This window comes from Desulfonatronum parangueonense (genome assembly GCF_054656975.1).
Window position 1 is genome coordinate 3,218,422 of record NZ_BAAHXH010000003.1, and the last position, 26,400, is coordinate 3,244,821.

Below are 26,400 nucleotides of genomic sequence, written 5' to 3' on the forward strand. Positions count from 1 at the left end.
GATTAAACTTGGAGGTTCCCATGGCAATGATTACCTTACGACAACTTTTGGACCACGCGGCGGAACATGGGTACGGGGTCCCCGCGTTCAACGTGAACAACATGGAGCAGGTGCAGGCCATCATGCTCGCGGCCAATGAAACCGACAGCCCGGTGATTCTGCAGAGTTCAGCCGGCGCTCGCAAATATGCCGGGTCCGTGTTCATCCGCCACCTGATCCAGGCGGCGATGGAGGAATGGCCGCATATCCCTCTGTGTCTGCACCAGGATCACGGCGCGTCTCCGGCGGTCTGCGCCCGGTCCATCCAGGCCGGCTTTTCCTCGGTGATGATGGACGGATCCCTGATGGAGGACGCCAAGACTCCCGCGACCTACGAGTACAATGTGGAGATCACGGCCAAGGTAGTGGAAATGGCCCATGCCTGCGGAGTTTCCGTGGAAGGCGAACTGGGCGTTCTGGGGTCTCTGGAAACCGGCATTGCCGGCAAGGAAGACGGCGTGGGCGCTGAAGGCAAGTTGACCCGCGAGCAGATGCTCACGGACCCGGAGCAGGCGGCTGATTTCGTGAAAAAGACCGGAGTGGACGCCCTGGCCATTGCCATCGGCACCAGCCACGGGGCCTACAAGTTCACCCGGCCGCCCAGCGGCGAAGTCCTGGCCATCAGCCGGATCAAGGAGATTCACGAGCGCATCCCGAACACGCACCTGGTGATGCACGGCTCATCCTCCGTTCCCCAGGACTGGCTGGCCACCGTCAACGAATACGGCGGCGATCTGGGCCAGACCTATGGGGTTCCGGTGGAGGAAATCCAGCAGGGCATCAAGTTCGGCGTGCGCAAGATCAACATTGATACGGATCTGCGCCTGGCCGCCACCGGCGCCATTCGCCGGCACCTGGCCACGAAGCCCAAGGACTTCGACCCCAGAAAGTATCTCAAGGTTTCCATGGATGCGATGAAAGGCATTTGTCTGGAGCGGTTCAAGGCGTTCGGTACTTCCGGCTACGCCTCGAAGATCAGGCCTGTGTCCATGGAGGTCATGGAAGTTCGATACGCCAAAGGTGAGCTGACCCACCAGATCAAATAGCCGGGTTGTGAAGGAGATTTCAAACGTCAGGTAGGTTGTCATTTACATAATCATCTTCTCAAAGGGAGAACACCATGTCTGTTCGCATCGGAATTAACGGGTTCGGCCGAATTGGCCGGTACATGACCCGCCTGTTGGCCGCGGATCCCGAAGTCACTTTGGTTGCCGTAAATGCACGGGCCGAGAACTCTGCCCTGGTGCACCTGCTCAAATACGACTCGGTTCATGGTCGGTTGGGCGAAGCGGCCGAGGCCAACGACAAGGGTTTTGAGCTGGCCGGCAAACAGGTCGCGGTAACCCGGAAACAGGCCGGTGAATGGATCTGGAAAGACCTTGGGGTGGATATCGTTCTGGAAACCACGGGAAAGTTCACGTCACGGGAGCCCTGCCAGCAGCACCTGGATCGCGGGGCAAAAAAAGTGCTCATCGCCGCTCCGGGAAAAGATCCAGATCTGACCGTGGTCATGGGTGTCAATGACCAGTCTTATCAGGCGGGAGAGCACCACATCGTCTCCAATGCTTCCTGCACCACCAACTGTCTGGCGCCGGTGGCCAAGGTGCTGAACGACCGGTTCGGCTTCGAGCACGGCCTGATGACCACCATTCACTCCTACACCATGAGCCAGCGCATCCTGGACGGGTCGCACAAGGATTTGCGACGGGGCCGGGCCGCGGCCATGTCCATGCTGCCCACCACTACCGGCGCGGCCCGGGCCGTGACCCAGGTTCTGCCGGAATTGGAGGGCCGTCTGGATGGCATGGCCGTGCGGGTACCCACGCCCAATGTTTCCCTGGTGGACCTGGTGGTCGAATTGACCAGGGACGCCGACGCCCAAACCGTGAACCAGGCCTTTCGTGAAGCCGCCGAAGGCCCACTGCTGAATGTTCTGGGCTACACCGAGGAGCCGCTGGTTTCCATCGACTTCAACGGCAGCACCTACGGCGGAGTCGTGGACGGGCCGTGCACCACGGTTCTGCGGGACAGGATGGCCAAGGTCATCATCTGGTACGACAATGAATCCGGATTTTGCAACCAACTGCTGCGTCTGACAAAGATGGTGGCCAAGGACCTGACCTGAGTTCACGCTGAAAAGCGTCGCCGCCATGAACAACGCCGCGCAGCCTGAGGGCTGGGCGGCGTTTGTCGTTTTTTTGCTTTGGAGGTACGATTTTTCGATGAAACCGCTGCATCATCGACTTCCGGCCTTCATGGCGTCCAATCCCCGTCTGGCATTCTTTGCCCTGGGAGCCACCGCGGCATCCGGCTTCGGGCAGACCTTCTTCGTGTCCATTTTCGGCGCTGATATCCGCCACGCCTTCGACTTGTCACATACCGCCTACGGCAGCCTGTATAGCGCGGCCACCCTCTGCAGCGCGTTCCTGTTGCTCCGGTTCGGCGGACTGGTGGATACCTGGTCCCTGCCAAGGATCACGGCCTTGGCCGTCTTCATCCTGGCGGGCGGCTGCCTGCTGATCGGTTTCGCTCCAGGTGTTCTGATCCTGGGACTGGGTTTCATCTGCATCCGCTTCGGCGGACAGGGCATGATCTCCCACGTCGGGATGACCACCGCGGCCAGATATTTTCCGGTCCACCGCGGCAGGGCTGTGGCCCTGGCCGCCATGGGGTTCCCGTTGGCCGAGGCCGTGCTTCCGGCAGCCGCGGCACTCCTGGTTGTCTGGAGCAACTGGCGAATGCCCTGGCTGGCTGGCGCGGTGTTTCTCTGCCTCCTGGTTCTGCCTGCTTTGGTGTCGCTCTCCCGCAATGCGCCGCCGCCACAGGAACTTGCCGGGAAAAATCCAGCGGGTTCCAAGCCCGGACCGGATCGCAGTCGCTTCAATCGGCGGGAAGTTTTGCGGGACCCCGGCTTCTACCTTATTTTGCCGGCAACGCTGTTCACCCCGTTTGCCGTAACCGCCTTGTTTTTTCACCAGACGGCCTTTGCCGCCGAGCGTGGCTGGTCTTTGGAAATGCTGGGTGCGGGATTTTCCTTCTATGCGCTCTGCCATTTCGGGGCGCTTTTCACTGCCGGACCGCTGGTGGACCGACTGGGCGCCGGACGCGCCCTGCCCGTGGCACTGATCCCAATCATCACTGGTCTGGTGCTTCTGGCCTTGGTGCCGGGAAGCATGGTTTTGTATGCCTATCTGGGTTTGGTGGGGGCCACCCATGGACTGGCCGCAACGGCCGGGGGCACGATCTGGGCGGAGCGGTACGGTGTTCTGCACCTGGGCGCGATTCGCTCCATGAATCAATCCATCATGGTGGTCGCGACATCGATTTCGCCGATATTAATGGGATATTTTCTGGACAGGGACGTAACTATCGCCACTCTGGCCCTGGGATTGGCGGTTCTGGCAGGTCTGGCCTCCCTGTCCGCGCGCATGGGTGCGGTAATCGAGCGGTGACTGCATCCTGGGGCCGCCGACAGGAGGCGGCTATCCCAGGAAAAGAAAAATGGTATCTATTCAGCAAAATCCGCGAAAAAGATCTGGATACCGGCGTTCGCCGGTATGACTGTATAGATGCAGCTTGCCACGATAAGTCATTCCGGCGAAAGCCGGAATCCAGTGCAGGTAAATGACCACCCTCCGGATGAACTGAATAGTTACGAAAAATGTAACTATTCAGCACATGATGTGCGATCTGCCTCCGACATCTGGGTCGGTGTCGGGGTCGGAATCGGTTTCGAAAAATGTTGAGAAGACCTATGCATGGCTCCGCCTGCGATCCCGATCCCGATACCGACCTCGACTGCGATGCCAAAGTCCGCAGGGCAGCAGCATGCTGAACAGTTACAGAAAAACATTGATCCCGTACCCCGATTTCAATGAATCAATGCTGAGCCGATTCAGCCGCCCATGAGATCCTGAATGTCCTCCAATTTACGTGCTTCTCCGAGATTTCGCCGAATGACCTGGTATTGCGGCGGAAAGCCGCCGGTTGCGCGGGCGACCAGTTCCACCAGGGCCAGCTCATCTTGTAGCGCGCTCTCTTCCAGGTGCTGCTCCACGATGCCCAGCATTCGCCGGGTTTCAAAATTATACTTCTTCCGGATTTTCTCCATCTCCTCCGCCTGATCAAGATTCCTGAGCAGTTCATCGCGCCGGCGGGCCAGGGCGCCCGGAATGTCTTCACCGGCATGCTCCAGAAATAGCAGGCTCCACCGTACCAGATCCAGGGTTTGGCGACGTAGCGCGTCATTTTCATCGGCGGCAAAACAGCCCTGCAACAGGTTCAGGATGAACGTCTCGTTCGCCGTGGTCCATGTCAGGCGAGCCTGTCTGCACGCCAGGCGGACAGCTGGAACAAGATCGGCATTGTCAGGCTCCCGCAATTCAGCAAGATAGGTTTTGATTGTCGAAGGAATTGTCTTTTGCAAATTCAGGCGAGTCACGAAGCGGTATGCATCCTCTGTATCCAGCACGAGTTGAACACTGCTTTGGTCCGGGAGGCGCAGGGTGAGAACAGCCTGATCCAGCATCGCCGCCAGGTCGTTACGTTCCTGGTGATTCGCCGCCGGCAGTTCCCCAAGCCGCGCTTCCTGCTCCAGCAGCCAGACCTCCACGGCAAGTGCAAACTCATGATCCGGGAAGAGCGCCAGATCACGCATGGACCATGCCTCGGCATCCTCGTGATCCGTCAATCTCAACACCAGCTCCTCAGCATCCTGGGCAGCCAGGACCTGGAGCATGTTCTTGACCGTGGATTCATCCAGGCGCATGCCCTGGTGGAGCATGGTTCTCAATACGGCTGCAAGTTGGGTAATGGGTATTCTCATGAAGTAGCCGATGATCCTGTGAAGGTTATCTCAATCTGATCTTTTAATGAATGGCATTGAGACCATACTCAATTGATGTGTCATGTCCAAGCCCAACCATGTCTTTGGAGATCTTGACCTGGACCTGACTCTTAAATCTTAAGAATTAATTCTTGGGGTCCAGGTTGTATGTGCTCCTGACTCGGCGTAATTCAAATTATGGTAGTATTGCCGGATGGATATTATTAAACTGTTTTTGGCATTCTTATTGATGACGAAAGGAGTCACCCCATCCTTCACGGAACCTGCCATCCTTGGCCAGGCTCCAATCAATCACCACAGAGAGGTAACTTATGACGGAAGCCCTAACACCCATTCTGAAGTGGCAGTATGAACAGCTCTTGAAAGAAATGCTTTTGTTGCAGAGCCATCTTACAGACCAGGATTGTCCTTGTGAAACGGAAAGTGAGATGTGTGTTCGCAAGCACCTTCTGATCATCGAAGCCTATGCCCAGGAGACGATCCCCTTGGAAAAGGATGAGGAATTTCAGACAAAGCTGCAGCAGCTTGCCATTGAAGCGAAAAACAAAAGAAACGTTGAGGAACGAAAGCTGCGCGGTGAGGACCAAGGATTGGCGGAAGAGGATTCGGATTGGGTCCGCGGTTGGCGGAAGGAATTTGAGTTCCGCAGCTTGGCTGAGCCGCAAATCTGATAGTCCAAGGCCGATTGTGCGGCCCATGAACATCCTGAACGCGTCATTGCTTGTCGAAGGGTAACTATTCAGCACATACTCTATGGTCACTTGCCAGAGCTGGATTCCGGCTTTCGCCGGAATGACGTATCATGCCACGTCCTTTCCAAATCAAGTCATACCGGCGAAGGTCGGTATCCAGTCCGACTTTTCCTGGATGAGCAGAGTCGTTACGTCGAAGGAAGAAGCCATGTCTAAAGCAACCCGCCAGTTCACGCTCGAAGAGGTGCGCAAGGGAGACGGGCAGGAAGGCCGGCCTGTGTACGTCGTTTTTGAGGGGACGGTATACGATCTGACCGACAGTCCTTTGTGGAGGAACGGATCGCACATGCACATGCATCTGTCCGGCGTCGACCTGACGGATCAGCTGGCTGCCGCGCCGCATTTCGCCGAGGTTTTCGCAAGCAAGCGGGTCAAGGAAGTGGGAGTTTTGAAGCCGGAGCAGCGCAGCAGGGACATGCCGGGCTTCATGAAGCCCCTGTTGCGCTATTTCCCCATGTTGCGCCGCCATCCCCATCCCATCACCGTGCATTACCCTACGGCCTATCTGACCACGGCCCTGCTGTTCCTGTTGTTGCATTTCGCTTTCGGACCGGACCTCGGTCTGAACTTCGAGGTCTTCGCCTTCGTCATGCTCGTCCTGGGCGTGCTGTCCGCGGCAGCAGCGATGGGCACCGGCTTTTTGACGTTATGGATCAACTACCGTTTCAAGAAGCCATCGCTGGTCCGCTGGAAGATCCGCCTGGCCATGGTTTTGCTGGGAGCAGGAGTCGCTGCGATCATCCTTCGTGCCGCGGATCTTGTCAGGTATTCCTTCTTCGGCTGGACGTACAGCCTCCTTGTCCTGCTTCTGGCTGTGCTGGTCATGGGGCTTGGCTACCTGGGCGGCCAGATGGTCTTTCCCACCACGGTCCATCGGGATAAAGGCGCAGAGTAGGCTCATGGCGAGGGGCGGCTGCCGTCGCAGGTCATTTTGAAGCCATCTTCCAGACGCCGTTCCAGTTTTCAGGCGGCTCCTGCGGAAGTTCGCGGCAAATTTCCAAATATCTGGCGGCCACGGGATCGTCCTGAGCTAAAAAGCTGAAGATCCGGACAGCTTCGTCAAAATCTCCCCGGTAATAGGCCTTCAAACCCTGGTCGAAGTCCTGCAGCCTTGAGGCGTTGGTTTCAGCAAACTTACTGTGCAGGGGTTCATACACGGTCACGGGCTCCGTGCGGCCTACGACTGTCACGCGGCCCAATTCGCGCATGGAAAATGCGCCGCCAACGGCATCTCTCGTGGCCTGGGAGATCATCGTGTAGGTTCCGAACTGCTTGTTCACTCCCTCCAGTCGCGCCGCCAGGTTCACGGCATCCCCGAGCATGGAATAGTCGAATCGATTGTGCGAACCCATGTTGCCGACCACGGCGGGTCCGGTGTTGATGCCGATGCGCATGAACAGGTCGTGTCCCGTGCGCTGACGGAATTCCGGCCTGAGTTCCGCCAGTCTGGCCTGGGCGCGCAAGGCTGCGCGCACCGCGCGCAGGGCGTGATCCGGCACGTCCAGGGGGGCGTTCCAGAAGGCGATGATCGCGTCGCCTTCGTACTTGTCCACTGTGCCGCCCTCCTCCTGGATGATGTCGGTCATGGCCGAGAGATAATCGTTGAGCAGTGCGGTCAGTTCCTCGGGATCGAGTTTCTCGGAGATGGTGGTGAATCCTTGCAGGTCGGAAAAGAAGATGCTCAGGATCTTGCGTTCGCCGCCCAAGCGAAGTTTCTCGGGATTGGCAATCAGTTGCTCGATGACCTGCGGGCTCAGGTACTGCTGAAAGGCGTTCTTGATGAATCGCCGCTGACGGCCCTCAGTGGAGTAGTTGTAGAGCAGTCCCAGCAAGGCCGCCGCGGCCACGCCGGCTTCCTGGACCAGCAAGGGCATCCACCAGCCGAGATGATATGCCGCCACGGCAAGAACAATGGGAATCAGAAGCAGGACCAGGGCGATGAGCGTTCCGGTGACAGGTGAACGCCAGACGGCCAATGCCAGGGCAGTGAGCAGGCAGAGGCCGATCAACAGGGCGATGGTCAATTTTTGCGGAAAGTCGCGCAGAAAGTCCTGGGACAGGAAGTTGTCCAGAAAGGTGGCCTGGATCTCCACTCCGGGATAGACGCCGCTGACCGGGGTGGGGCGTAGATCGAAAAGGCCGGGGGCGGAAAAACCGTAAAAAACATGTTTGTCCCGGAGCAGTTCCGGATCCAAAACAAGCTCAAGAGAAGCGGCCGGGTCTTCCCGAAGTCGAATCTCCGACTGCAACACGGCGGCAACGCTGTAGGCCGCGTGTGTTCCCGACGGTCCGCGGAAGCGCAGAATGGTCGTCCCCTGAGGGTCGAGAGGGATGGTCTTGTCGTTGAGGTGCAGTTCATGACGTGTCAGCTGCGCGTGGACTTCGGGATCAGCCGCCAGCCAGGCGGCCAGGCCCAAGGAAGGGACGGCAGCGGTGTCGAAGAAATCCAGGGGGCGCATTCGCCGGAACACACCGTCCGCGTCAGGACGTTGCTGCACGTTCCCCAGAGTGGAGGCGGACCGGGCCAGTTCCGGCAGCGGCGGGCTGATCCGAGTGGCGAATAAATCCGGGTCCGCAGTGGCAAGCCATTGGTCCAGGCCGTCGATGGTCCACGCGGGTCGAGGAACATTCTCGGGCCAGGTGGTGCGGCCCCCTGTCTCGGCTCGGCTGAGAAAAGCGGCCAGAGCCGTCGAGCCGAAATCGTCCAGGGCTCTGGCCAGCAGCGCGTCGTCTTCAACGCCGTAGGCCGAAGGCTCCAGGAACAGGATGTCCAGGGTCAGGGAAGCGGCCTGGGCGCGGCGACAGAAATCCACGATCGCGGCATGGATTTCCCTGGGCCAGGGCCAACTCAGGCCCATTTGTTCCTGCCCCCAGTCCAGACTCTGTTGGTCCAGGAGAATCAGCGCGATTTCTCCGGTGGCCGGTCCCGGTTCAGCCAGGCGCACGACCCGGATGTCCCAGGTCTGGGCTTCCCAGCTGTCCAATGCCCCGAAAAACCAGGGCAGCAGTGCCAGAATCGCCGCGCCTGTCCCGGTGATCAGAGCCTGGAGCAGTATCTTTCCGGAGGAGCGGCGGGCCATATGGAAAATCAGACGTGCTGAAGGGCCTGGCGGAAGCGTTGTTGTCTGGTGGCGGTGATTTCAGGACGCCGGGGGGGCAGCATCGGCCGGATGTCCCGGATCCTGCTGGTCGGCGGCGGATGGGTGCGGGCATAGTCTCGGCCGCCGGGCTGAAGCAGGGTGTCCATGACCTGGAGCATGTCCACCAGGGCTGCGCTGTCGTATCCGCTCCGGTGCATGATGTTCACCGCGGCGCTGTCGGCCTCGAGTTCGGCGGTGCGGGAATAGCCGTTGACCACCAGGGTGGAGACCACGTCGGATACGGACTGCTCGAAAATCTGCGTCAGTTCCACCAGATCGCGGCCGCCGATGGTTCTTGCGCCTTCAGCCGCGAGGATGGTGAAGGCCGAGGTCAGGCGGGCGCGCTGAATGGTCTGAATGCCGTGGTGATGCTGGATGTGACCGACCTCATGCGCCAGGACCGCGGCCACGGCATCCTCGGAGGTGCAGCAGCGCAACATGCCTCGGGTGACGAAGACCAATCCGCCGGGTGCGGCAAAAGCGTTGATTTCCTGGGAGTCCAGAATCAGAAAGTGGTAGCCGCCGAAGGTTTCCGGCATGTCCGAATTCAGGCTGACCAGCTTGCCGACCAGATTGATGTAGTCGTTGGCCGCCGGGTCGGGATAGGGTTTGTAGGAGGCCAGCAACACCGCTCCCACGGTCCGGCCGATGAAATATTCCTGTTCCGGGGTAATGTCCTCGAAGCTGCGGGCCAATGCCCCGCCAACCCGCATCAGGGATTCGGCCTGCTGCTCGTCCAGCACACCGGCCGCCCTGCCCACTCCGGCGGCAAGATCCACGGTCTGGCAACCGGACAGCAAGCCGCCGAGCAATGGTCCGGCGCAAAGACCCACCAAACCGGCCTTGCCGGTCAATTCCAGAAATTCTCTTCTGTTCCAACTGGTCATGGCTCTCTCTCCTGAACGTCATCACGGCCGGTTTACAGGTTCAACTGCCCTTCCCGCGCGAACTGGGCGATCCGGGATATGGGAACCTCCGTACTCTGCATCCGGTCGATCACAGAGAAGTCGACGTCCTGGTTCTGGGCCCGGAATTCACGTTCCACTTCCTGGTTGAAGCCCTTGCCGGCCAGAGCGATTTCGCCGGTGGTGGCGGCCCTGCGCACTTCCTCGTCCCCGGCCTGAAGGACGATCCGCCGGGGACTGAGGGCCGAACCGTGAATCCAGCCGGCAGTTGCGACCCCAGGTATGTTGACACGCATCCACCCGGCACGCTCCTCCAGAACAAGAACCTGCTGGGCATAGTTCACTTCCGTGACTATGGATCCGAGAAAGGAGGGACTTGACCGGAGCTGGCCGGTCTGGACCTGCACGCTCATGGTTCGTTGCGTGGACATGATCTACCTCGCGCGAGTTCAGTTTGAAGATGGGATGGCGGAATACATGATCCGGCATCGGACAGGGTTGGCAATATCCGGAATGTGCACTCAAGAATATATTCTTGGCGAACAACTGGCAAGAAACGCCGCGGGTGTTCCATGGGCAGATTTGTTCCGTCTGGTTGACTTGTTTTGGTCGGCTCGAAAATCTCTCGTCGGCATAACTGCTTCAAAAAAGGGCGGACAAGGAGATTTCCTGTGTAAGGGCCAACTTCACGCGGAGTTTCGTGACCCAGATATTGGGGCCATGCTGCAACCGGAACTTGGTTCCCAGTGCGTCACTCCGCTGCCGCACTGGGGTGCGGCGCTCCCAGGTTTATTTCGTTGATTGCCGCAAGTTCGAGCAGTTACTGAACAAAAAATGCCCTGCCAATGTTCGCTTAAAACTTCCGGACGTGCTGGAGCAGACGGTGCTTTATTTCTGACATCGTCTGTTGCTCTGCCCGGTGCAATTCCCGGTGCACGGAGGTGACTGTGACGCCGTGCAGGCCGCACGGGGTGATCAGGTCAAAAAGGCTGGTGTCCGCGCCGACGTTCAAAGCCAGACCATGGTAGCTGACCCAATGCTTCAGCGCCAGGCCGATGGAGGCAATCTTGCCGGGGCCGACCCAGACCCCTGGCCGGGACTGGGTGCGGTGCGCGGCAAGACTGAGTTCTTCCAGGGTCTGAATCACGGCCTCCTCAAGATCCCGGACCAGTCGGCGCAAGCCGCCGGGACGGCGGTCCAGGCGCAGGATGGGATAGATCACCAACTGCCCGGGAAAATGGCAGGTGATGCTGCCGCCACGGGATGCCTGCACCAGATCGATGCCCTTCTCGGCGAGATATTCAGGGGAAACATGCAGGTGGTCCGAGCCGCTGTTGCGGCCCAGGGTGATAACCGGAGGATGCTCTCCGACCAGCAGGCGCTCCGATCCATGCTCGGCAGCTTCCCGCACGGCTTCCATCTGGATGTCCAAGGCCGTGCGGTAAGGCATCAGCCCGAAGTCATGAACCGGCAGCGTCAGTGGATTGTCCCCTCCAGCCGGCAGTTCATGCCGAACGATTCTGACGGTTCTGGTCGGCGGCCTGCTCATGGGTCAGGCAATGCAGCGTGCCAAACCCCCACACAAGGTCCACCGCATGAATGCCTACCACCCGGCGGTCCGGGAACAGATCGGCCAGGATGCCCAGGGCTATCCTGTCCTGGGGGTCATTGAACGTGGGCACGATCACGACGGTATTGCCAATATAGAAGTTGGCGTAGCTGGCCGGCAGGCGGGTGTTTTCAAAATACAGCGGTCGGGGCATGGGCAGCGGGACGACTTCCACTTTGGAACCGTCTTCGAGGCGGGCGCTTTCCAGCCGTTCGCGGTTTTCCTGGAGCGGTTCGTAGTTAACGTCCCCGGGATCGTCTTCCTGGACCAGGACCACGGTGCCCTGGTTCACGAAGCGGCACAGATCGTCCACGTGGCCGTGGGTGTCGTCGCCGGCAATGCCGCGGCCCAGCCAGAGGACATTGGAGATGCCCAGGTATTGCCGCATTGCTTCCTCGGTGTCCGCGCGCGACAGGCCGGGATTGCGGACCTGGGTCTGTTGATCCAGGAGGCATTCCTCGGTGGTCAGAAGGGTCCCTTTGCCGTTGGAATCGATGGCGCCGCCTTCAAGAACGAAAGACCGGCCCTGGAAGAGCATGGGCGTGACGTCCATGTTCAAGGCCTGGCAGATTTTATCCGGCACGGCGGCATCCAACTCGTGATCCGGATATTTCGCCCAGCCATTGAACCCCGCGTGAACAGCGGCGACATTTCCATCCTGGTCCTGGACAAATGCCGGGCAGTAGTCGCGGGTCCAGACCCTGTTCGTGGGAATGTGGAAGAAAGAAAACCGGTCCAGATCGGCATGCGCCCTGGCGAGCAGACCCCGGATTTCCTGTTCCTGGCGCTGCGATCGAACCAAAATCCGTACCGGTTCGGACTCGGCCAGATGACGGACGATCTCGGCGTACACCCAGCGGATGGGCGCGAACTTGCCCGGCCAGTCCCGAGCATTGTGCGGCCAGGCCAACCAAGTGGCCTCATGGGGTTCCCATTCCGCGGGAAGGCGTGGAAATAACTGCATGGTCGACTCAACCTCCCAAATACCGGCTGGTGATACCGCCGTAGGCGTCGATGCGGCGGTCGCGGAAAAAGGGCCAGTGGCGGCGGACGGTTTCCAGGCGGGTGGGATTCACCTCGGCCAGGAGGATTTCTTCCTGATCGGGCGAGGCCTGGGCGATGATCTCCCCCATGGGACCGGCCACGAAGGAATTGCCCCAGAATTCGATGCCCGGTCCGCCATCAACGGAGATCTCGTGCCCGATGCGGTTCACCGCGGCCACATAGATTCCATTGGCCACGGCATGGCCGCGCTGGACCGTGATCCAGGCTTCCAGCTGTTCCCGGCCGAATTCGGCTTTTTCCTCGGGGTGCCAGCCGATAGCCGTGGGATAAAAAAGGGTCACCGCTCCCTGCAGGGCCGTGAGGCGGGCGGCTTCCGGGTACCATTGGTCCCAGCAGACAAGGGTGCCGACCCGGCCGAACCGGGTGTCGAAGGCCTTGAATCCGGTATCGCCCGGGGCGAAGAAAAATTTTTCATAATAGCCGGGATCATCCGGAATGTGCATCTTTCGGTAGATACCTGGCACGGTTCCGTCGGCGTCGATGACCGCCAGGGAATTGTGATAGACGCCGGGACCGCGTCGCTCGAAGAGCGATGCCAGGATGACCACGCCTTCCTCCGCGGCGACTTTGCCCAGTGTTTGCGTGGAAGGGCCGGGGATGGGTTCGGCCTGGTTGAACAGGTCGTGGTTTTCGTGCTGACAGAAATAGGGCCCGCGAAAAAGTTCTGGCAGGCAGACCACCTGGGCGCCCTTGCGGGCTGCCTGGCGGACGTAGTCTTCGGCCTTGGCCAGGCTTTCCGTGGGATCTGTGGGAATGGAAATCTGGACCAGGCCGATGGTGAAGGGCTGATTGGTATGAATGTTCATGATGAGAGAGTGGGGGTTACGGGTGAAGGAATCGCGGCCGCATTCTTGCCGACTTGCGCCGCGGACGCCACTTCTCGGGCGTGGTAGCTGCTGCGGACAAGGGGCGCGGAGAAAACCGTGGGGATGCCTTCCATCCGGGCGAGTTCGGCAAGCTCACTGAATTCCTCGGGAGGAAGGTAGCGCATTACCGGATGATGGCGTGTGGATGGGGCCAAATATTGGCCCATGGTCAGGATGTCGCACTCCACGGCAGCCAGATCGCTCATCGCCCGGCGCAATTGGTCCCTTGTTTCGCCCAGACCCAAGATCAGGCCGCTTTTGGTGCGCACAGCCGTGGAGACACTGTTGTGCGATTTGGACCACGCCTTGGCTCGGCTCAGCAGTTCCAAGCTGCGATGATATTCCGCCTGCGGCCGGACCCGGGGATACAGTTCCGGAACCGTTTCCAGGTTGTGGTTCAGCACGTCCACTCCGGCAGCCAAAACGGTTTTCAAAGACTCTTCCCTTCCCTGAAAATCCGGGATCAGGACTTCCACCGTCAGGTCCGGGATATCCTGTTTGAGCCGGGAGACAACCCGTGTGAAATGACTTGCGCCGCCATCCGGCAGATCATCCCTGCTGACCGAAGTAATCACCACATAGGCCAAGCCCATATGGGCCACGGCCCGGCTGACCCGATCCGGTTCGTCCTCGGCGGGAGGGGCCGGTTGTTTCCCGGACGCGATGTTGCAAAAGGTGCAGGTTCGCGTGCAAACGTCCCCCAGGATCAAAAATGTGGCCGTTCCATGGCTGAAGCATTCACAAATGTTCGGGCATCGTGCGCTTCGGCAGACCGTGGATAAACCCAGATCGTTCAACATGGTCCTCATGCTGGAAAAACTGGAATCCCGAGGCAGTTGCATGCGCAGCCATTTCGGCTTGCGCATGAGGGCGGGCTGAGTGGCGGTTTCCGGCGAACTGGGGAGCATTTGAAATAAATGCACGGGACGAACATGTTCGCCCCGTGCGGTAAAGGTTGGTATTTGTAAGGAGGATCTTGTGTTGAATCAACGGTCGCCTGAACGGCAACATCGTTAATGGCCTTGTTCCTTGACGTCCTTGTAACCGTCTTCCCTGAGCCGGACCACGCGGACCATGTAGCCGCCTTCGCCCGGGGCACAGTGAGGACATCCTTCGGCCAAGATCAAACACTGCGAATCCAATTTTTTGGTGTCAATTCCGGATTGTTCAACGATCTGGCTGGCTTCACCCTGGTTCCAGATCAGGGGGCGTCCGCATTTATGGCATTCGACGAACATCAATTCCGGATCAAACCCGATTTTTGCGGATGGTTGATTGTTCAAACTTGCTACAGGATTGCTCTTGCAGCGCGAATGGTCACATCTGTTTTTTTCCATGCCCTCTCCTTTATTGGCTTGGGCCGAAGGGTCCTTTCGGAGCATCCGGCTTCTTTGATGAGGTAGTTACACCATGCCCCTTTCGTACAGGGATGTAAAGTGTACTGTAATTCAAAATTTGCCTTTGGCAACCATCCTATGTATTGGAATAAAGAAGAGTGCGACAAGAAAATACAGCACATCATTCTGAATTATAACACATTCAATTTTCTTTCAAGGCGAGAAAGAGGTGCATGACGCTTGCGATGCTCAAGAAATACGTTCGCGGCATAGAACTTGCATTTTTGTTTTTTGGGTCATTTTTCATCCTGTCCTTGCTCCTGTTTCACCGCATCCGGCCTGGTATTCCGAGGTTGTCGCGGCCAAATGCCCATTTTTTTCAAGGAGGATTTCATGAACAAAAAGCCTGAAATGCATCCGGGAATTCCGGACTTGCTCGATCAACATACGCAAGGAAAACTGTCCCGCAGGGAGTTCATCAGATTTGCCGCCCTGCTGGGCCTTTCCGTGGGCGCCGCTGCCTCGATGGTCAACCTCTCTCAACCCAGAAGTGCCTTGGCCTCCGTTCAGCGGGGCGGCACGCTCAAGATTTCATCTCCCATCCAGAAAGTAACCCATCCGGCCCAATTCTCCTGGGTGGCGCCTTCGCAACAGCTCCGGCAGGTGGCGGAATACCTGACCTTGACCGACGAGAACAATGTCACGCATCCCTATCTTCTTGAGAACTGGGCAGTTTCCGATGATCTGAAAACATGGACGTTGAACCTGCGTCAGGGAGTCGAGTTCAACAACGGCGACCCATTTATTGCCGATGATGTGATTTTTACCATGAGCCAATGGCTGGACAAGGATGTGGGCTCATCCCTGCTGGGCATGGTCGGCGATTATCTTGATGCCGCGGATATTGAACGCGTGAACGACCATCAGGTGAAGCTGCACCTGAAGCGGCCCGAGATCGGCGTTCCCGAGCATTTTTTTCACTACCCGGCCATCGTGCTCAACCACCGCACCTTTGAAGGCGATTTTCTCAGAAGACCCCATGGAACTGGACCATACACTCTGGAGGCATACAGGGAAGGCGAACGCTGCATGCTCCGGCGCAGGGACGGATATTGGCGTAAAGGACAAGACGGCGAGGCGCTGCCGTACATTGATGCCGTCGAGTTCATCGACATGGGCACGGAGATGGCGCCCCAGATCGCGGCGCTGCAGTCCGGGGAGATCGACATGATCGACTTGAGCGACGCAGCCGGTACGGACGTTCATCAGGTGCTCAAGGACGATCCGGGAGTCAACATCATTCCGGTGACCACCTGTACGGCCCGGGTGCTGCGGATGCGGGTGGATCTCAAGCCATGGGACGACAACAGGGTGCGGCACGCTCTCAGGCTCTGCCAGCATCGGGAAAAAATTCTCGCTTTGGCCTATTTCGGGCAGGGGCTTTTGGCCCATGACACCCACGTCTATCAGAATCATCCTGAATACTGTCCCCAGCAGATACCGGATTATGACCCGCAACAGGCCCGGCAGCTGTTGCAGGAAGCGGGTTACCCTGACGGCCTGAATGTTGATCTTGCCGTGGGCAACGACTGGAGCGATGTGGTGCGCTATGCCGAGATCCTGCAGCAGGATGCGGCGCCGGCCGGCTTCCGGATCAACATCCGGACCATGCCCACCAGCCAGTACTGGGAGAAATGGACTGAGGTGGATCTTGGCATCACGCCCTGGACCCATCGTCCGCTGGGCACCATGAACCTGTCATTGGCCTATACGGCGGATGAAGACGGCAATCCCGGAGCCTGGAATGAAACCAGATGGGTGGATGAGGAGTTCTCCGCACTGCTGGAACAGGCCAATGGAACCCTGGATGTGGATGAACGCCGGAAAATCTTCTGCGAACTGCAACAGATCCAGATGGACAGGGGGTCTATCGGAATCAGCTACTGGCAGAACATGTGGTCGGTGACGCGCAAGCGAGTGCAGAACGTGGTTTCGCATCCCAACCGCTACATATTCTGCGCGGACCTGTGGCTGTCCTGGCCCTGATCAATTTACCAGCAACCTGTCTGGACGGAATCAGAATAATCCGACGCCGAAATTCGGCTGGTCATATCTGAGTTCATGGCCCGATTCATCTTGCGGCGTCTGCTGCTTCTGCTGCTGACCATGCTTCTGGTTTCCGCAGCCGTTTTTCTGATCACTGAATCATCCCCCGGCAACGTGGCTCGGAACGTGCTCGGCAGCTTCGTCACCCAGGAGCAGGAGGAGTCTTTTCTGGCGCAGATGGGCTTGGATAAGCCCGTTTATCTGCGGTACGCCTATTGGCTGCTGGGGAGCGATTGGCATGCTTCACAAAAAGTGGGCCTGCCCCTGCGGCGAATCAGATCCGAAGACGGTTTCCTGGAATGGTGGGCCGAACTCGAGGACGGTCGCCTGGTCCGCTGGAAGCTGCAGGGGGAGGATCTCCTGGCCGTGGTCCGCAACCCGGACGGCCCGGATGAGGTTTTTGTGGACAATGACCGGTGGGAGGTGGATGAGGAGGGCGTGGGAGTGTTCTGGGGCGTCAGCCATGCCAACAGTGCCGTGAAGTGGCGCAAGGGCGTGGATAACCCGGTCTGGAGCTTTGTCATGGGCTCGGGCTGGATGCAGACCAGCGGTGGTCCGGTGGAATACATCCCACTCAAGAAGGGATTTCTGCGCGGCGATCCGGGCGTGTCTCTGCGCACGGGCCGACCGGTGGCGGAAAGCCTAATCGTCCGTCTGCGCAATTCCCTGGTCCTCGCGGGATCGGCATTTGTTGTGGTCATGCCCCTGGCCCTGTGCCTGGGCATGCTGGCCGGACTCAGGGAAGGCAGCCCCGCGGACAGGGTGCTTTCCGTGGGAGGCATGATCTTTTCCGTGATCCCGGAGTTCGTCACGGGAATATTTTTGATCCTGATCATGTCCATGTGGCTGGGATGGCTGCCCGGCGCCGCGGTGTTCGGAGAAGCGGCCCCTTGGCAGCGGCTGGACATGCTCGTGCTCCCTGTTTTGACCCTGACCCTGGTGGAACTGGGTTACATTCTGCGCATCACCCGGGCGAGCATGGTGGAGGTAATGCGCTCCCCATACATTCGCACGGCCTTTCTGAAAGGACTTCCATACCGGCGCATCGTCTTTCGGCATGCGGTCAAGAACGCGCTGATGGCTCCCATTACGGTCATCATGCTCCATGTAAACTGGCTGATGGGCGGAATCGTGATCGTGGAGGTGGTTTTCGGGTATCCGGGCCTGGGCAAGTACCTGTTCGACGCGGCCATGTCCAAGGACGTCAACGCCCTGCAGGCCGGTTCCATGGTGCTGGTCGTTCTTGCCGTGGGCACCCAGCTTGTCGCCGACATCATCTACACTTTCCTGAATCCGCGAATTCGGTACGGGTAGGCATGAAGCAAGCGAATCAAGAATCCATGTCCAAACAACCTCGTGACGAGCAGTCCTCCGTCCTGGTCTCGGACCCGATTTCAGCTCCGGTTGGGGCATCCCGGTTCTCCGCCGCCGGACGCACTTTCGAACTGTTGCGATCTTCCCCTTCGGCCATGATCGGGCTGACAATCGTCATGTTCTGGGTGATCGTAGCGATTTTCGCGCCCGTGTTCACCAGCTACACCCCCTTTGAGCAGAATTGGCAGGCTCCCAACCAAGGGCCTTCCCGGGAGCACATTCTGGGCACGGACGAACTGGGGCGTGATCTCTGGGCCCGCCTGATCTACGGGGCGAGGGTGGTGCTGGTCATTTTGCCGGTGACGGAAAATATCTGGATTCCCGGCGGAACCGCCATTTGGGGCGTTCTGGTCGCCATGATGGCCGGAGTGACGCTGGGACTGGTCAGCGGCTACCATGGGGGCTGGACGGACGAAATCATCATGCGTCTGCTCGACGCCATGCTGGCCATACCGATCATCCTTCTGTTTTTATTGATCATGTCCGCTCTGGGCCAATCCGCGGTGAACATCGTGATCGCCATGACCATTGTCGGAACCCCGGGCATCGCCCGGCTGGTCCGCGGGCTGACCATGGACATCAAGACCAGGGAATACGTTCGCGCGGCCCAGACCAGGGGCGAGAGTCCCTGGTATGTCATGTTCGTGGAGATACTGCCCAACGCCCGGGGACCGATCATCGTGGACGGGATGCTGCGCGTGGGCTACGCCGTCTTCGCCATGGGCACCCTGGGCTTTCTGGGACTGGGGCTTCCTCCGCCGTCGCCGGACTGGGGCAGCATGGTCGCCAAGGGCCGTGAATTCATCATGGCCGGCAGTCCCTGGGCGGCGCTGTGGCCGTCCCTGGCCATCGCCTCCCTGGTGGTCGGGCTCAATCTGCTGGCTGACGGGATCCGGGAAGAATCCACAAAATACCAATAGAGGGAAAGTGGCTACTCAGCTCATCCAAGTAAAAGTGGACTGGATACTCGCTCCCTGTCTCAACGGGGCAAATCCCGGGAGCGCCGCACCCCAGTGCGGCAACGGAGTAACGCATCAGGACCAAGTACCGACTGGAGCTTGGCCCCAGGAGCTGGATCATGAAACATTGCGCAGGTGGGAATCCTTGCACAGGAAATCTCATCACCCGACCTTTTTTAGCTGTTATGGGGAAATGACGAAAAGCCGCCAGAGGCGATTGAGAACGAGGATCGAATATTGAACAAAGATGCCCCACAGGACCGCAATGCAGTGCTTCAGGTCCGTGATCTGAAGATCGCCTACGAAACCCGGCAGGGCGATGTGGAGGCTGTGCGCGGCGTTTCCTTTGCTGTTCGTGCCGGTGAGACATTGGGGCTGGTGGGCGAATCAGGCTGCGGAAAGAGCACCGTGGCTTACGGTTTGGTTAATTTCCTGGGACGCAACGGAAAGATCGTCCACGGCAGCGTGCTCTTCCAGGGCCAGGAATTGGTAGGCCGATCCGAGCGGGAGTTGAAAAGGTTACGGGGCAACCGTATCGCCATGGTCTACCAGGATCCCATGCAGGCGCTCAATCCATCGGTCAGAGTTGGAGAGCAACTGGCCGAGGTGCTCACCTGTCATCAGGCCCTGCCCTGGAGCGAGGCCCGGGATCGATCCGTGGCCATGCTGGGGCGGGTGAACATGCCGGACCCCGGCGAGATGATGCTGCGTTATCCGCACCAGCTTTCCGGGGGCCAACAGCAGCGGGTGGTCATTGCCATGGCCCTGCTCAACAACCCGGCGCTGCTGATCATGGACGAGCCCACCACGGCGTTGGACGTGACCGTGGAAGCCGCGGTGCTGGATTTGATCACGGAACTCAAAAGCGAATTCCAGGCCGCCATCCTCTTCATCACCCACAATCTGGGCGTCGTGGCCCGGGTCAGCGACCAGGTATGCGTGATGTACGCCGGGGAACAGGTGGAACAGGGGCCGGTGCAGGACATCTTCCACAGCCCGCGACATCCCTACACCATGGGCCTGCTGGCCAGCATACCCCGGCTTGGAGACAGCAAGAACAATTCCTGGTTGATGCCCATTCGCGGCAGAATTCCGCCACCGGCGCAAAGGCCCGGCAATGTCTGCGTCTTTGCACCGCGCTGCGATCATGCCGCCCCGGAATGCACCTCAGGGAGGCCGGAGTTACGGGAGATTGATCCTGGTCATGTCGTCCGGTGCGTCTTTGCGGAGGATATCGCACAACAGCGGCGCATTTCCCAAAAGCCGGGCATGGAGGGTGACTTTCTGGCGAAGGGCATTCTTCAGGGCGATGTCCTCTCCGCGGACGGAATCAGGATCTATTACCCACAGCAGTCCAATTCCCTGGTCAGTCTTTTCGGTCTGGGGGAGCAAAAGTTCGTCAAGGCCGTGGACGACGTGAGCCTGCGGGTGGCCAAGGGGCGGACCCTGGGCATCGTGGGAGAATCGGGGTGCGGCAAGTCCACCCTGGTCAAGGGGTTGATCGGTCTGGAGCCGATAACCGGAGGCGAAGTTCATTTTCTCGGGCTTGACGCCACGCATCAGGTTTCCCGACGGGATACAAATCTTATTCGGGAAATGCAGATGGTCTTTCAGAACCCCGACTCCACGCTCAACCCGTCCTTCTCGGTGGGATGGCAGATCGCCAGGCCTTTGAAACGATTCAGAACAGTTCCAAGGCATCGAATCAAGGAGGAAGTGATCCGGCTGTTACGCGCCGTGCGTTTGGATCAATCCTATTACCAACGCCTGCCGCGCCAATTGAGCGGCGGCGAGAAGCAACGAGTCGGCATCGCCCGGGCCCTGGCCAGCAGGCCGGATTTGGTCATCTGCGACGAGCCGGTCTCGGCCCTGGACGTTTCGGTGCAGGCCGCGGTAATCAACCTGCTCCTGGAAATCCAGCAGGCTTTCGGCTCGGCCATGATCTTCATCGCCCACGATCTGAGCGTGGTGCGTTTTTTTTCGGACGACATCGCGGTCATGTACCTGGGGCAGATCGTGGAATCCGGAGCCGCGGAAACCATTTATGCCCCCCCTTCGCATCCCTATACCGAGGCCCTGCTCTCCGCCGTTCCCGTCCCGGATCCGGACGCGGAGCCGAACAGCATCCGACTGATCGGAAATGTTCCCAGCGCCCTGGATCCTCCTTCCGGCTGTCGTTTTCATACCCGGTGTCCCAGACGCGTGGTCCTCCCGGAAAATGGCCGGGTCTGCGAACATGAAGTCCCGCCGTGGCGGGAAAACGGGAGTGGCCACCGCATCCTCTGTCACATTCCGCTGGAAGAGTTGGCGGCATTGCAGCGTGGCGAACAGAAAACTGGCGCGTAACGAACAAGATGACCCGACGTGTCGCCTATTGAAGGCGGTATAAGGAGAAGATGTGAGCACCGAGTCCAAGAATGAAATGGCCCATGACAGAACGGAATGGGCACAACAGAGGACCCTGCTTGCGAAGGAACGCACCTTCATGGCCTGGGGACGAACCGGAATATCGGCCATGGCCGCCGGACTGGCCATCGCCCGGTTTCTCGGCTCCGTGGATTCGCCATGGATCGCCCGCTCCCTGGGTGCGGTGCTGATCGTGACCGGCGGCATCATCTTTGGGGTGGGATTTTTCAGCTACCGCAAGGCGCTCCAAAGATTGGCCAGAGTAGGCATACGCGGCGCTCCTCTATGGATAATCGGCGCAATCACCTTCGGCCTGATGTTCAGCTCCGCGCTGGCGTTGCTGCTGATTTTCGAGGAGTAGCCGGAGGGAAGCATAGCCGCGGAACCGAGGCTTCATGTAAAGCATCCGGGGGCGAGCCCAATATGCCGCAATTCCACCATCCGGCAGCAGACGTGTCGCGTCAGTCCTGGACCAACCTGCTCCGGTACTGGATATAGGCGTCTCTCAAGGCGATGTACGGGTCAATGGCCGTCTCCGTCAAATTCTCATACCTGCCGATATCCAAAGAAAAGGTATTGACCTGATCCACGGCCTTGAGCTCAACCCATGGATAGTTCAGAGGGGCATAGCGCAGAGGGTCCAGAAAATAGTCACCGACAAGACCCACGGAATCGCGCAACGTCGATGGTCCCAGTATTGGCCAGACAATATATGGCCCTTTGCCCACGCCCCAAAATCCGAAGGTTTGCCCAGTGTCCTCCGGAGTAACCGCCAGACTTGGAAACGCGTCGGAAATCTTGACTAGGCCAAGAAAACCGAAGGTCGTATTCAATGCAAAGCTGCCTGTTTCCTTGGCGACCTTGCCCCCCTTGCCCTGGAGCAGGCTGTTCACGGCGCGGATGGGGTAACGAAGGTTGGTGAAGAAGTTTTGCACCCCGATCCGCAAGGGCTTCGGAAGCACCATTGCGTATACCTCTCCAACCGGTTTAAACACATTGAAATATAACTTGTCATTGAGAGTGAACACAGCCCTGTTCCACCTCTCCAGTGGGTCGGAGACACGTGCGGGCGCCTGCGTCTCGCCCAGATCCTCCCACTCCGCATCCCACCAATCATCGTCCTCGAAACCGTCATCCTGTTCCAGCCCGTCCGAGGCGCTGCTGTCAACGCCCGCCATATCGCGAAGTTCCGGGTTGGGATTGTTTTTGGCGGCGCATCCGGCTCCGAAAACGAGCAGGCTTGCCAGCAGGAGGCAGATCAATCCAGAGCGGGACGAGCTTGGAGTCACCTGACCACCTCAACCCTTTCCGCGCCGGGGTCGGCCCGCAACCGTTCAACTCTGTTGCGCAACGCATCCAGCAACCCCTCGACACCCCTGCGGTGAAGAATGTCCTCGAACTGGGCGCGAAAGTTCTGGGACAAGCTGATGCCTTCGCCATGAATGTCGAAGATCCGCCAGACCCCATTTTCTTCGTAGAGTCGATACAGAACCGTGATCGGCCCCGTATCGAGCAATACCCTGGTTTCCACCTCGGCCCGGGGAACGCGCGCTCCCGGCTCCGTAAGCATGGACTCCCGAATATAGACGACCTCTTCATCGGAATAATCGACGATGTGGTTGCGGTACGTACGTTCGATCAATTCCGAATACAACGACACAAATGTTGCCCTTTGCGAATCGTCCAACTGTCTCCACCCGCGACCAAGGGTAACACGCGAGAGGACTTCATAGTCAAATGATTCGTTGACAATATCCCTGATCCGCTCAAATTTGTTGTCGATGATCTTCTGGTCGGAACCGTTGGGCTCACGCAGGATGCTGAGGATTTGATCCACAGCGGTCTGAACCGTGGCCATTGGCGTACCGGCCAGTGCCGGCGCTGCAAAAAGCAGCAGCAAGGCAGCGACAATTATTTTTTTCATCATGGTAAACCTCCTATCGCAGGTCTTTGTCTTCACTTCACAAGACCTGTCCAATTGTATTCCCTTCCACGCATTTTGCGCAATGCGTGCGCTACTCAACTTCCCCAAAGGCGAACCGCCCGATCAGCCTCTCAATATCCAACGGCGGTATGGTGTCCACGATTGTTTCACCGGGACCGAGAACGAAATCCGAACCACCAGGGGCTATGTCGATGTATTTTTCGCCAATCAGTCCGCGGGTCTTGATTGATGCGACGGAATCATCAAAAATCGGAACATTTTTGTCAATCCGCAGGGTTACGATAGCCACCAGGTCCTCTGGATGCAGGCGGATTCCCTCGACCTTGCCGATTTTGACTCCGGCCATTTCCACGGCGCTTCCCTGATTCAATCCCGCGACGGAAGTGAATCGGGCGTTGAGTTCATATGTTCCGGTCCCAAGCAGCTCGAATTCTCCCAAATTGATGGTGAGATAGCCAAGGCAGAGCAGCCCGATGAGCATGAACACGCCGACTCCTGTTTCCATTCCGAATTTTTTCATTTGTTTTCCTTTTTCTCCCGTACCGGACAAACCACTCGTTGCTCATCGTCTCGAGCCGTTGTGATCAGGGCCTGCAAGTCAGGATATTCATCAATCTCCGTTATGCCCAGGTTGATGCAAAAATTCATGTATCCGTCATGCTCTGTGCCATCGGTAAGTTGCTTCATGCTCCCGATGCGGTCCAGCATTTCCGAGCGGAAGGCGTCAATCTGGCTGGAATCGCTCACCTGAAAATAGGCGGCGATTTCATTCTTGCCGATCCGTACGGCACGCCCCCGGTCGTTCAATTGCGCGATCAATCCGTCTGAAATGCTCTGAATAATGCGTTGCGCGGCGATATGCCCCACGTGCTCGCCCACCTCATCCAATCCGTCCAGTTTAAGAAGCATGAAGCCGAAACGCTCTCCAAGCCGGATGCTGTTTCTGAGCTGTTTGAAGCTGGTCATGAACTCTTTGCGATTGTCCAAGCCGGTCAGATCGTCCTTGAGCATTTCAACGCTGTTCAGAAATGCCTGGATGTCTGGATCGGGGGATTGCTCCAGAACAATCGGCGATCCCTCGAAAATAATCCCTTGGGAATCAATGATCGCCACTTTGTCCGCGATGTAAAACACATCAGGAATGTCATGGCTGACGACGACAGCGGTGAACCCGAGTTTCCGCTGATAATGGGCGATCATGTTCAGAACCGCGTTCTTTCTGATCGGATCGAGTCCGGTGGTCGGTTCGTCGAACAATACGATCTCCGGATCAATAATCAAGGCTCGGGCCAGAGCAACACGCTTTTGCATCCCCCCTGATATCTGTGAAGGGTACTTGTCCAACACATCGGATATCTCCAGCTGTGTTGTCCGTTCAAGGATTTTTTCCCGGATTTTTTTGGAGCCCAGGCTGGTTTTCTCACTCAACGGCAAGGCTATGTTCTCGAAGACGGTCATGGAATCGAACAGTGCGTTGTTCTGGAACATGTAACTGAAACGGCTCTTCAATGCGAACATGCTCGCCCGATTCATGCCGGAAAGAGGCTTTTCCTTGAAATATATTTCCCCGCTGTCCGGCTTGAGCAGTCCGATGATGTGCTTCAAAAAAACGGATTTTCCAACCCCGCTTTTTCCGATGATGACCGTTACCTGTCCACTGAAAATTTTCAGGTCCACGTCCTTCAGGACGATATTGCCGTTGAAGCTTTTGGAGACCCTTTCAAAGCGAATGACTGGTTCTTGCATAACGCTCCTAGAGCAAAAACGAGGTCAGGATATAGTCCACGACCAAAACAGCCACGCAGGAAAGGACCACCGCGGAAGTCGTGGACATGCTCACTCCCTTGGCACCGAACCCGTTCGGCCGCATATGTGTGAAAAATCCCTGAAAGCAGCAGATCACCGTCACCAGGAAACCGAAAACCACGGCCTTCAAAAAACCTCCGGTAATGTCATGCATGACGACGCTTGCCTGGATCTGCGTGAAATAGGTGCCGGCGCTGAGGTGAAGCAGCAGAACACCGGTCAGGTACCCTCCAATAATGCCCATGACGTTAAACACGGCGGTTAAAAGGGGAAAGCTGATCAGGGAAGCCACAATGCGGGGACTTACCAGGAACTTGATCGGATTGATGTTCATCGTGTCCAGTGCGTCAATCTGTTCGGAAATGCGCATGATGCCGATTTCCGCGGCCATGGACGAACCCGCCCGGGCAATGACCATGATGGCTGTGAGCACAGGGCCAAGTTCACGGATCAAGGACAGCGCAACTGCCGGCCCCAGCAGGCTCGTGGAGCCGAACTTGGCCAGGGTGTAGTAACCTTGCAGGCCCAAAACCATGCCCGTGAACACGGAAACCAAAAGAATGACGGGCAGGGATCGAAAGCCGATGAAATACAGCTGGTTCAGAATTTTCCGGAACTGGAGAGGTGCAGTGAATATGTTCGCGACGGCAAGAACGGCGAAAATCGCCATTGCGCCCAATTCATTGACCAGGGCGATGCCCTGCCGACCCAAAGCGGCAAAAGGGTTTTCGCGTGCATTTGTAAGTTCAGCCATTACAATAGGCCCCTGGAAATATGTTTGTTCGTTTATCGCGCAAGTCAATCACCACATTACGACTTGCCGCACCAACCGGCCAATCAGGATAATTCTTTGTCGAAAACAGGTTGGGGTGGTACACTAACGTATTGACTGTTTGGAGCCTTGTCCACCGCTTTGGTTAATGATGATATCAGGGTAACTATTCAGCACATACTCTGTGGTCACTCGCCAGAGCTGGGTTCCGGCTTTAGCCGGAATGACGTACGTACCACGCCCTTTCCAAGTTAAGTCATACCGGCGAAGGCCGGCGCTATCGCTATCCAGTCCAATTTTTCTCGGATGAGCTGAGCAGTTACATATCAGGAAACTGATGACCTCATCCTGGTCCGTCCATTCCCGCCGTCATGCGTCAATACAAAAACCGAACAGCCACAGCGGCAGAACGCGACCATATCCGACCTCCTGCCGTCCCTGACCAAGTAACCCGTTTACGTTTCCTCGATCAG

General features: G+C 58.1%; 25 protein-coding genes. 11 read left to right on the forward strand and 14 right to left on the reverse strand.

Annotated features, from left to right (window positions below):
* Positions 1 to 20: 20 nt before the first annotated feature.
* The 3 genes from fba (at position 21) to ACYQ15_RS14555 (ending at position 3,491) form a co-directional block, all read left to right on the forward strand.
* Entirely contained in the window at positions 21 to 1,085 is a 1,065-nt protein-coding gene (gene fba / locus ACYQ15_RS14545; protein WP_459938227.1) for a class II fructose-bisphosphate aldolase, read from the forward strand.
* 74 nt (positions 1,086 to 1,159) lie between these two features.
* On the forward strand, positions 1,160 to 2,164 hold the full coding sequence (gene gap, locus ACYQ15_RS14550; RefSeq protein WP_459938228.1) for a type I glyceraldehyde-3-phosphate dehydrogenase: 1,005 nt from the start codon (positions 1,160 to 1,162) through the stop codon (positions 2,162 to 2,164).
* Between the two features lie 97 nt (positions 2,165 to 2,261).
* Positions 2,262 to 3,491, forward strand: coding sequence for an MFS transporter (locus ACYQ15_RS14555; protein WP_459938229.1), 1,230 nt, complete (start codon positions 2,262 to 2,264; stop codon positions 3,489 to 3,491).
* 443 nt (positions 3,492 to 3,934) lie between these two features.
* On the opposite strand, the gene ACYQ15_RS14560 is transcribed toward ACYQ15_RS14555, so the two are convergent.
* Positions 3,935 to 4,864 (reverse strand): hypothetical protein, encoded by a 930-nt coding sequence (locus tag ACYQ15_RS14560; protein WP_459938230.1) that lies wholly within the window; start codon positions 4,862 to 4,864, stop codon positions 3,935 to 3,937.
* A 332-nt stretch (positions 4,865 to 5,196) separates the two neighbouring features.
* Between ACYQ15_RS14560 and ACYQ15_RS14565 the strand changes: the two genes are divergently transcribed.
* Together ACYQ15_RS14565 and ACYQ15_RS14570 are read left to right on the forward strand one after the other, a co-directional pair.
* Complete coding sequence (locus tag ACYQ15_RS14565) at positions 5,197 to 5,556, forward strand: hypothetical protein (RefSeq protein WP_459938231.1); 360 nt, start codon at positions 5,197 to 5,199, stop codon at positions 5,554 to 5,556.
* Between the two features lie 229 nt (positions 5,557 to 5,785).
* On the forward strand, positions 5,786 to 6,532 hold the full coding sequence (locus tag ACYQ15_RS14570; RefSeq protein WP_459938232.1) for a DUF2231 domain-containing protein: 747 nt from the start codon (positions 5,786 to 5,788) through the stop codon (positions 6,530 to 6,532).
* Between the two features lie 31 nt (positions 6,533 to 6,563).
* Here the strand turns inward: ACYQ15_RS14570 and ACYQ15_RS14575 are convergent, their stop codons facing one another.
* The 3 genes from ACYQ15_RS14575 to ACYQ15_RS14585 are packed head-to-tail and all read right to left on the reverse strand — an operon-like array spanning position 6,564 to position 10,113.
* Positions 6,564 to 8,717, reverse strand: coding sequence for a CHASE2 domain-containing protein (locus ACYQ15_RS14575; protein ID WP_459938233.1), 2,154 nt, complete (start codon positions 8,715 to 8,717; stop codon positions 6,564 to 6,566).
* Between the two features lie 8 nt (positions 8,718 to 8,725).
* Positions 8,726 to 9,664, reverse strand: a complete 939-nt coding sequence (locus ACYQ15_RS14580) for a M48 family metallopeptidase (RefSeq protein ID WP_459938234.1) — start codon at positions 9,662 to 9,664, stop codon at positions 8,726 to 8,728.
* Between the two features lie 32 nt (positions 9,665 to 9,696).
* Positions 9,697 to 10,113 (reverse strand): SH3 domain-containing protein, encoded by a 417-nt coding sequence (locus ACYQ15_RS14585; RefSeq protein ID WP_459938235.1) that lies wholly within the window; start codon positions 10,111 to 10,113, stop codon positions 9,697 to 9,699.
* Between ACYQ15_RS14585 and ACYQ15_RS14590 the strand changes: the two genes are divergently transcribed.
* Complete coding sequence (locus tag ACYQ15_RS14590; protein WP_459938236.1) at positions 10,106 to 10,483, forward strand: hypothetical protein; 378 nt, start codon at positions 10,106 to 10,108, stop codon at positions 10,481 to 10,483. The genes ACYQ15_RS14585 and ACYQ15_RS14590 overlap by 8 nt on opposite strands.
* Positions 10,484 to 10,535: 52 nt before the next feature.
* Here ACYQ15_RS14590 and lipB read toward each other — a convergent pair whose 3' ends face one another.
* The 5 genes from lipB to ACYQ15_RS14615 form a co-directional block, all read right to left on the reverse strand.
* Positions 10,536 to 11,231 carry a lipoyl(octanoyl) transferase LipB gene (gene lipB, locus ACYQ15_RS14595; RefSeq protein WP_459938237.1) on the reverse strand — a complete coding sequence of 232 codons (696 nt, stop codon included), beginning with the start codon at positions 11,229 to 11,231 and terminating at the stop codon, positions 10,536 to 10,538.
* Positions 11,188 to 12,255 carry an agmatine deiminase family protein gene (locus ACYQ15_RS14600; RefSeq protein ID WP_459938238.1) on the reverse strand — a complete coding sequence of 356 codons (1,068 nt, stop codon included), beginning with the start codon at positions 12,253 to 12,255 and terminating at the stop codon, positions 11,188 to 11,190. Before ACYQ15_RS14600 ends, lipB begins: the two co-directional genes overlap by 44 nt.
* Before the next feature lie 7 nt (positions 12,256 to 12,262).
* On the reverse strand, positions 12,263 to 13,162 hold the full coding sequence (locus ACYQ15_RS14605; protein WP_459938239.1) for a carbon-nitrogen hydrolase: 900 nt from the start codon (positions 13,160 to 13,162) through the stop codon (positions 12,263 to 12,265).
* Positions 13,159 to 14,130, reverse strand: a complete 972-nt coding sequence (lipA, locus tag ACYQ15_RS14610; RefSeq protein WP_459939595.1) for a lipoyl synthase — start codon at positions 14,128 to 14,130, stop codon at positions 13,159 to 13,161. The genes ACYQ15_RS14605 and lipA overlap by 4 nt, the downstream gene beginning before the upstream one ends.
* A gap of 105 nt (positions 14,131 to 14,235) precedes the next feature.
* Positions 14,236 to 14,559 (reverse strand): hypothetical protein, encoded by a 324-nt coding sequence (locus tag ACYQ15_RS14615; protein ID WP_459938240.1) that lies wholly within the window; start codon positions 14,557 to 14,559, stop codon positions 14,236 to 14,238.
* A 393-nt stretch (positions 14,560 to 14,952) separates the two neighbouring features.
* Between ACYQ15_RS14615 and ACYQ15_RS14620 the strand changes: the two genes are divergently transcribed.
* The 5 genes from ACYQ15_RS14620 (at position 14,953) to ACYQ15_RS14640 (ending at position 21,765) form a co-directional block, all read left to right on the forward strand.
* Positions 14,953 to 16,605 carry an ABC transporter substrate-binding protein gene (locus ACYQ15_RS14620; protein ID WP_459938241.1) on the forward strand — a complete coding sequence of 551 codons (1,653 nt, stop codon included), beginning with the start codon at positions 14,953 to 14,955 and terminating at the stop codon, positions 16,603 to 16,605.
* Between the two features lie 75 nt (positions 16,606 to 16,680).
* Entirely contained in the window at positions 16,681 to 17,979 is a 1,299-nt protein-coding gene (locus ACYQ15_RS14625) for an ABC transporter permease (RefSeq protein ID WP_459938242.1), read from the forward strand.
* A 26-nt stretch (positions 17,980 to 18,005) separates the two neighbouring features.
* Positions 18,006 to 18,959 carry an ABC transporter permease gene (locus tag ACYQ15_RS14630; protein WP_459938243.1) on the forward strand — a complete coding sequence of 318 codons (954 nt, stop codon included), beginning with the start codon at positions 18,006 to 18,008 and terminating at the stop codon, positions 18,957 to 18,959.
* A 276-nt stretch (positions 18,960 to 19,235) separates the two neighbouring features.
* Positions 19,236 to 21,344: a dipeptide ABC transporter ATP-binding protein gene (locus tag ACYQ15_RS14635; RefSeq protein ID WP_459938244.1), complete on the forward strand. Its 2,109-nt coding sequence runs from the start codon at positions 19,236 to 19,238 to the stop codon at positions 21,342 to 21,344.
* 52 nt (positions 21,345 to 21,396) lie between these two features.
* Positions 21,397 to 21,765, forward strand: a complete 369-nt coding sequence (locus tag ACYQ15_RS14640; protein ID WP_459938245.1) for a YidH family protein — start codon at positions 21,397 to 21,399, stop codon at positions 21,763 to 21,765.
* A 100-nt stretch (positions 21,766 to 21,865) separates the two neighbouring features.
* On the opposite strand, the gene ACYQ15_RS14645 is transcribed toward ACYQ15_RS14640, so the two are convergent.
* The 5 genes from ACYQ15_RS14645 to ACYQ15_RS14665 all read right to left on the reverse strand — a co-directional run bounded on the left by ACYQ15_RS14645 (position 21,866) and on the right by ACYQ15_RS14665 (position 25,909).
* A complete protein-coding gene (locus ACYQ15_RS14645; RefSeq protein ID WP_459938246.1) occupies positions 21,866 to 22,693 on the reverse strand; it encodes an MlaA family lipoprotein in 828 nt (275 codons plus the stop codon).
* The gene (locus ACYQ15_RS14650) at positions 22,690 to 23,331 is read right to left on the reverse strand and encodes an MlaC/ttg2D family ABC transporter substrate-binding protein (RefSeq protein WP_459938247.1); all 642 of its coding nucleotides are present in this window, start codon (positions 23,329 to 23,331) and stop codon (positions 22,690 to 22,692) included. The genes ACYQ15_RS14645 and ACYQ15_RS14650 overlap by 4 nt, the downstream gene beginning before the upstream one ends.
* An 88-nt stretch (positions 23,332 to 23,419) precedes the next feature.
* Positions 23,420 to 23,869, reverse strand: coding sequence for an outer membrane lipid asymmetry maintenance protein MlaD (gene mlaD, locus ACYQ15_RS14655; RefSeq protein WP_459938248.1), 450 nt, complete (start codon positions 23,867 to 23,869; stop codon positions 23,420 to 23,422).
* Positions 23,866 to 25,095: an ATP-binding cassette domain-containing protein gene (locus ACYQ15_RS14660; RefSeq protein WP_459938249.1), complete on the reverse strand. Its 1,230-nt coding sequence runs from the start codon at positions 25,093 to 25,095 to the stop codon at positions 23,866 to 23,868. Before ACYQ15_RS14660 ends, mlaD begins: the two co-directional genes overlap by 4 nt.
* A 7-nt stretch (positions 25,096 to 25,102) precedes the next feature.
* Positions 25,103 to 25,909 (reverse strand): MlaE family ABC transporter permease, encoded by an 807-nt coding sequence (locus tag ACYQ15_RS14665; protein WP_459938250.1) that lies wholly within the window; start codon positions 25,907 to 25,909, stop codon positions 25,103 to 25,105.
* Between the last annotated feature and the right edge of the window lie 491 nt (positions 25,910 to 26,400).

Coding starts and splice junctions, on each gene's coding strand:
- fba (WP_459938227.1), top strand. CDS start 21: ATGGCAATGATTACCTTACGACAACTTTTGGACCACGCGGCGGAACAT.
- gap (WP_459938228.1), top strand. CDS start 1,160: ATGTCTGTTCGCATCGGAATTAACGGGTTCGGCCGAATTGGCCGGTAC.
- ACYQ15_RS14555 (WP_459938229.1), top strand. CDS start 2,262: ATGAAACCGCTGCATCATCGACTTCCGGCCTTCATGGCGTCCAATCCC.
- ACYQ15_RS14560 (WP_459938230.1), bottom strand. CDS start 4,864: ATGAGAATACCCATTACCCAACTTGCAGCCGTATTGAGAACCATGCTC.
- ACYQ15_RS14565 (WP_459938231.1), top strand. CDS start 5,197: ATGACGGAAGCCCTAACACCCATTCTGAAGTGGCAGTATGAACAGCTC.
- ACYQ15_RS14570 (WP_459938232.1), top strand. CDS start 5,786: ATGTCTAAAGCAACCCGCCAGTTCACGCTCGAAGAGGTGCGCAAGGGA.
- ACYQ15_RS14575 (WP_459938233.1), bottom strand. CDS start 8,717: ATGGCCCGCCGCTCCTCCGGAAAGATACTGCTCCAGGCTCTGATCACC.
- ACYQ15_RS14580 (WP_459938234.1), bottom strand. CDS start 9,664: ATGACCAGTTGGAACAGAAGAGAATTTCTGGAATTGACCGGCAAGGCC.
- ACYQ15_RS14585 (WP_459938235.1), bottom strand. CDS start 10,113: ATGTCCACGCAACGAACCATGAGCGTGCAGGTCCAGACCGGCCAGCTC.
- lipB (WP_459938237.1), bottom strand. CDS start 11,231: ATGAGCAGGCCGCCGACCAGAACCGTCAGAATCGTTCGGCATGAACTG.
- ACYQ15_RS14600 (WP_459938238.1), bottom strand. CDS start 12,255: ATGCAGTTATTTCCACGCCTTCCCGCGGAATGGGAACCCCATGAGGCC.
- ACYQ15_RS14605 (WP_459938239.1), bottom strand. CDS start 13,162: ATGAACATTCATACCAATCAGCCCTTCACCATCGGCCTGGTCCAGATT.
- lipA (WP_459939595.1), bottom strand. CDS start 14,130: ATGCTCCCCAGTTCGCCGGAAACCGCCACTCAGCCCGCCCTCATGCGC.
- ACYQ15_RS14615 (WP_459938240.1), bottom strand. CDS start 14,559: ATGGAAAAAAACAGATGTGACCATTCGCGCTGCAAGAGCAATCCTGTA.
- ACYQ15_RS14620 (WP_459938241.1), top strand. CDS start 14,953: ATGAACAAAAAGCCTGAAATGCATCCGGGAATTCCGGACTTGCTCGAT.
- ACYQ15_RS14625 (WP_459938242.1), top strand. CDS start 16,681: ATGGCCCGATTCATCTTGCGGCGTCTGCTGCTTCTGCTGCTGACCATG.
- ACYQ15_RS14630 (WP_459938243.1), top strand. CDS start 18,006: ATGTCCAAACAACCTCGTGACGAGCAGTCCTCCGTCCTGGTCTCGGAC.
- ACYQ15_RS14650 (WP_459938247.1), bottom strand. CDS start 23,331: ATGATGAAAAAAATAATTGTCGCTGCCTTGCTGCTGCTTTTTGCAGCG.
- mlaD (WP_459938248.1), bottom strand. CDS start 23,869: ATGAAAAAATTCGGAATGGAAACAGGAGTCGGCGTGTTCATGCTCATC.
- ACYQ15_RS14660 (WP_459938249.1), bottom strand. CDS start 25,095: ATGCAAGAACCAGTCATTCGCTTTGAAAGGGTCTCCAAAAGCTTCAAC.
- ACYQ15_RS14665 (WP_459938250.1), bottom strand. CDS start 25,909: ATGGCTGAACTTACAAATGCACGCGAAAACCCTTTTGCCGCTTTGGGT.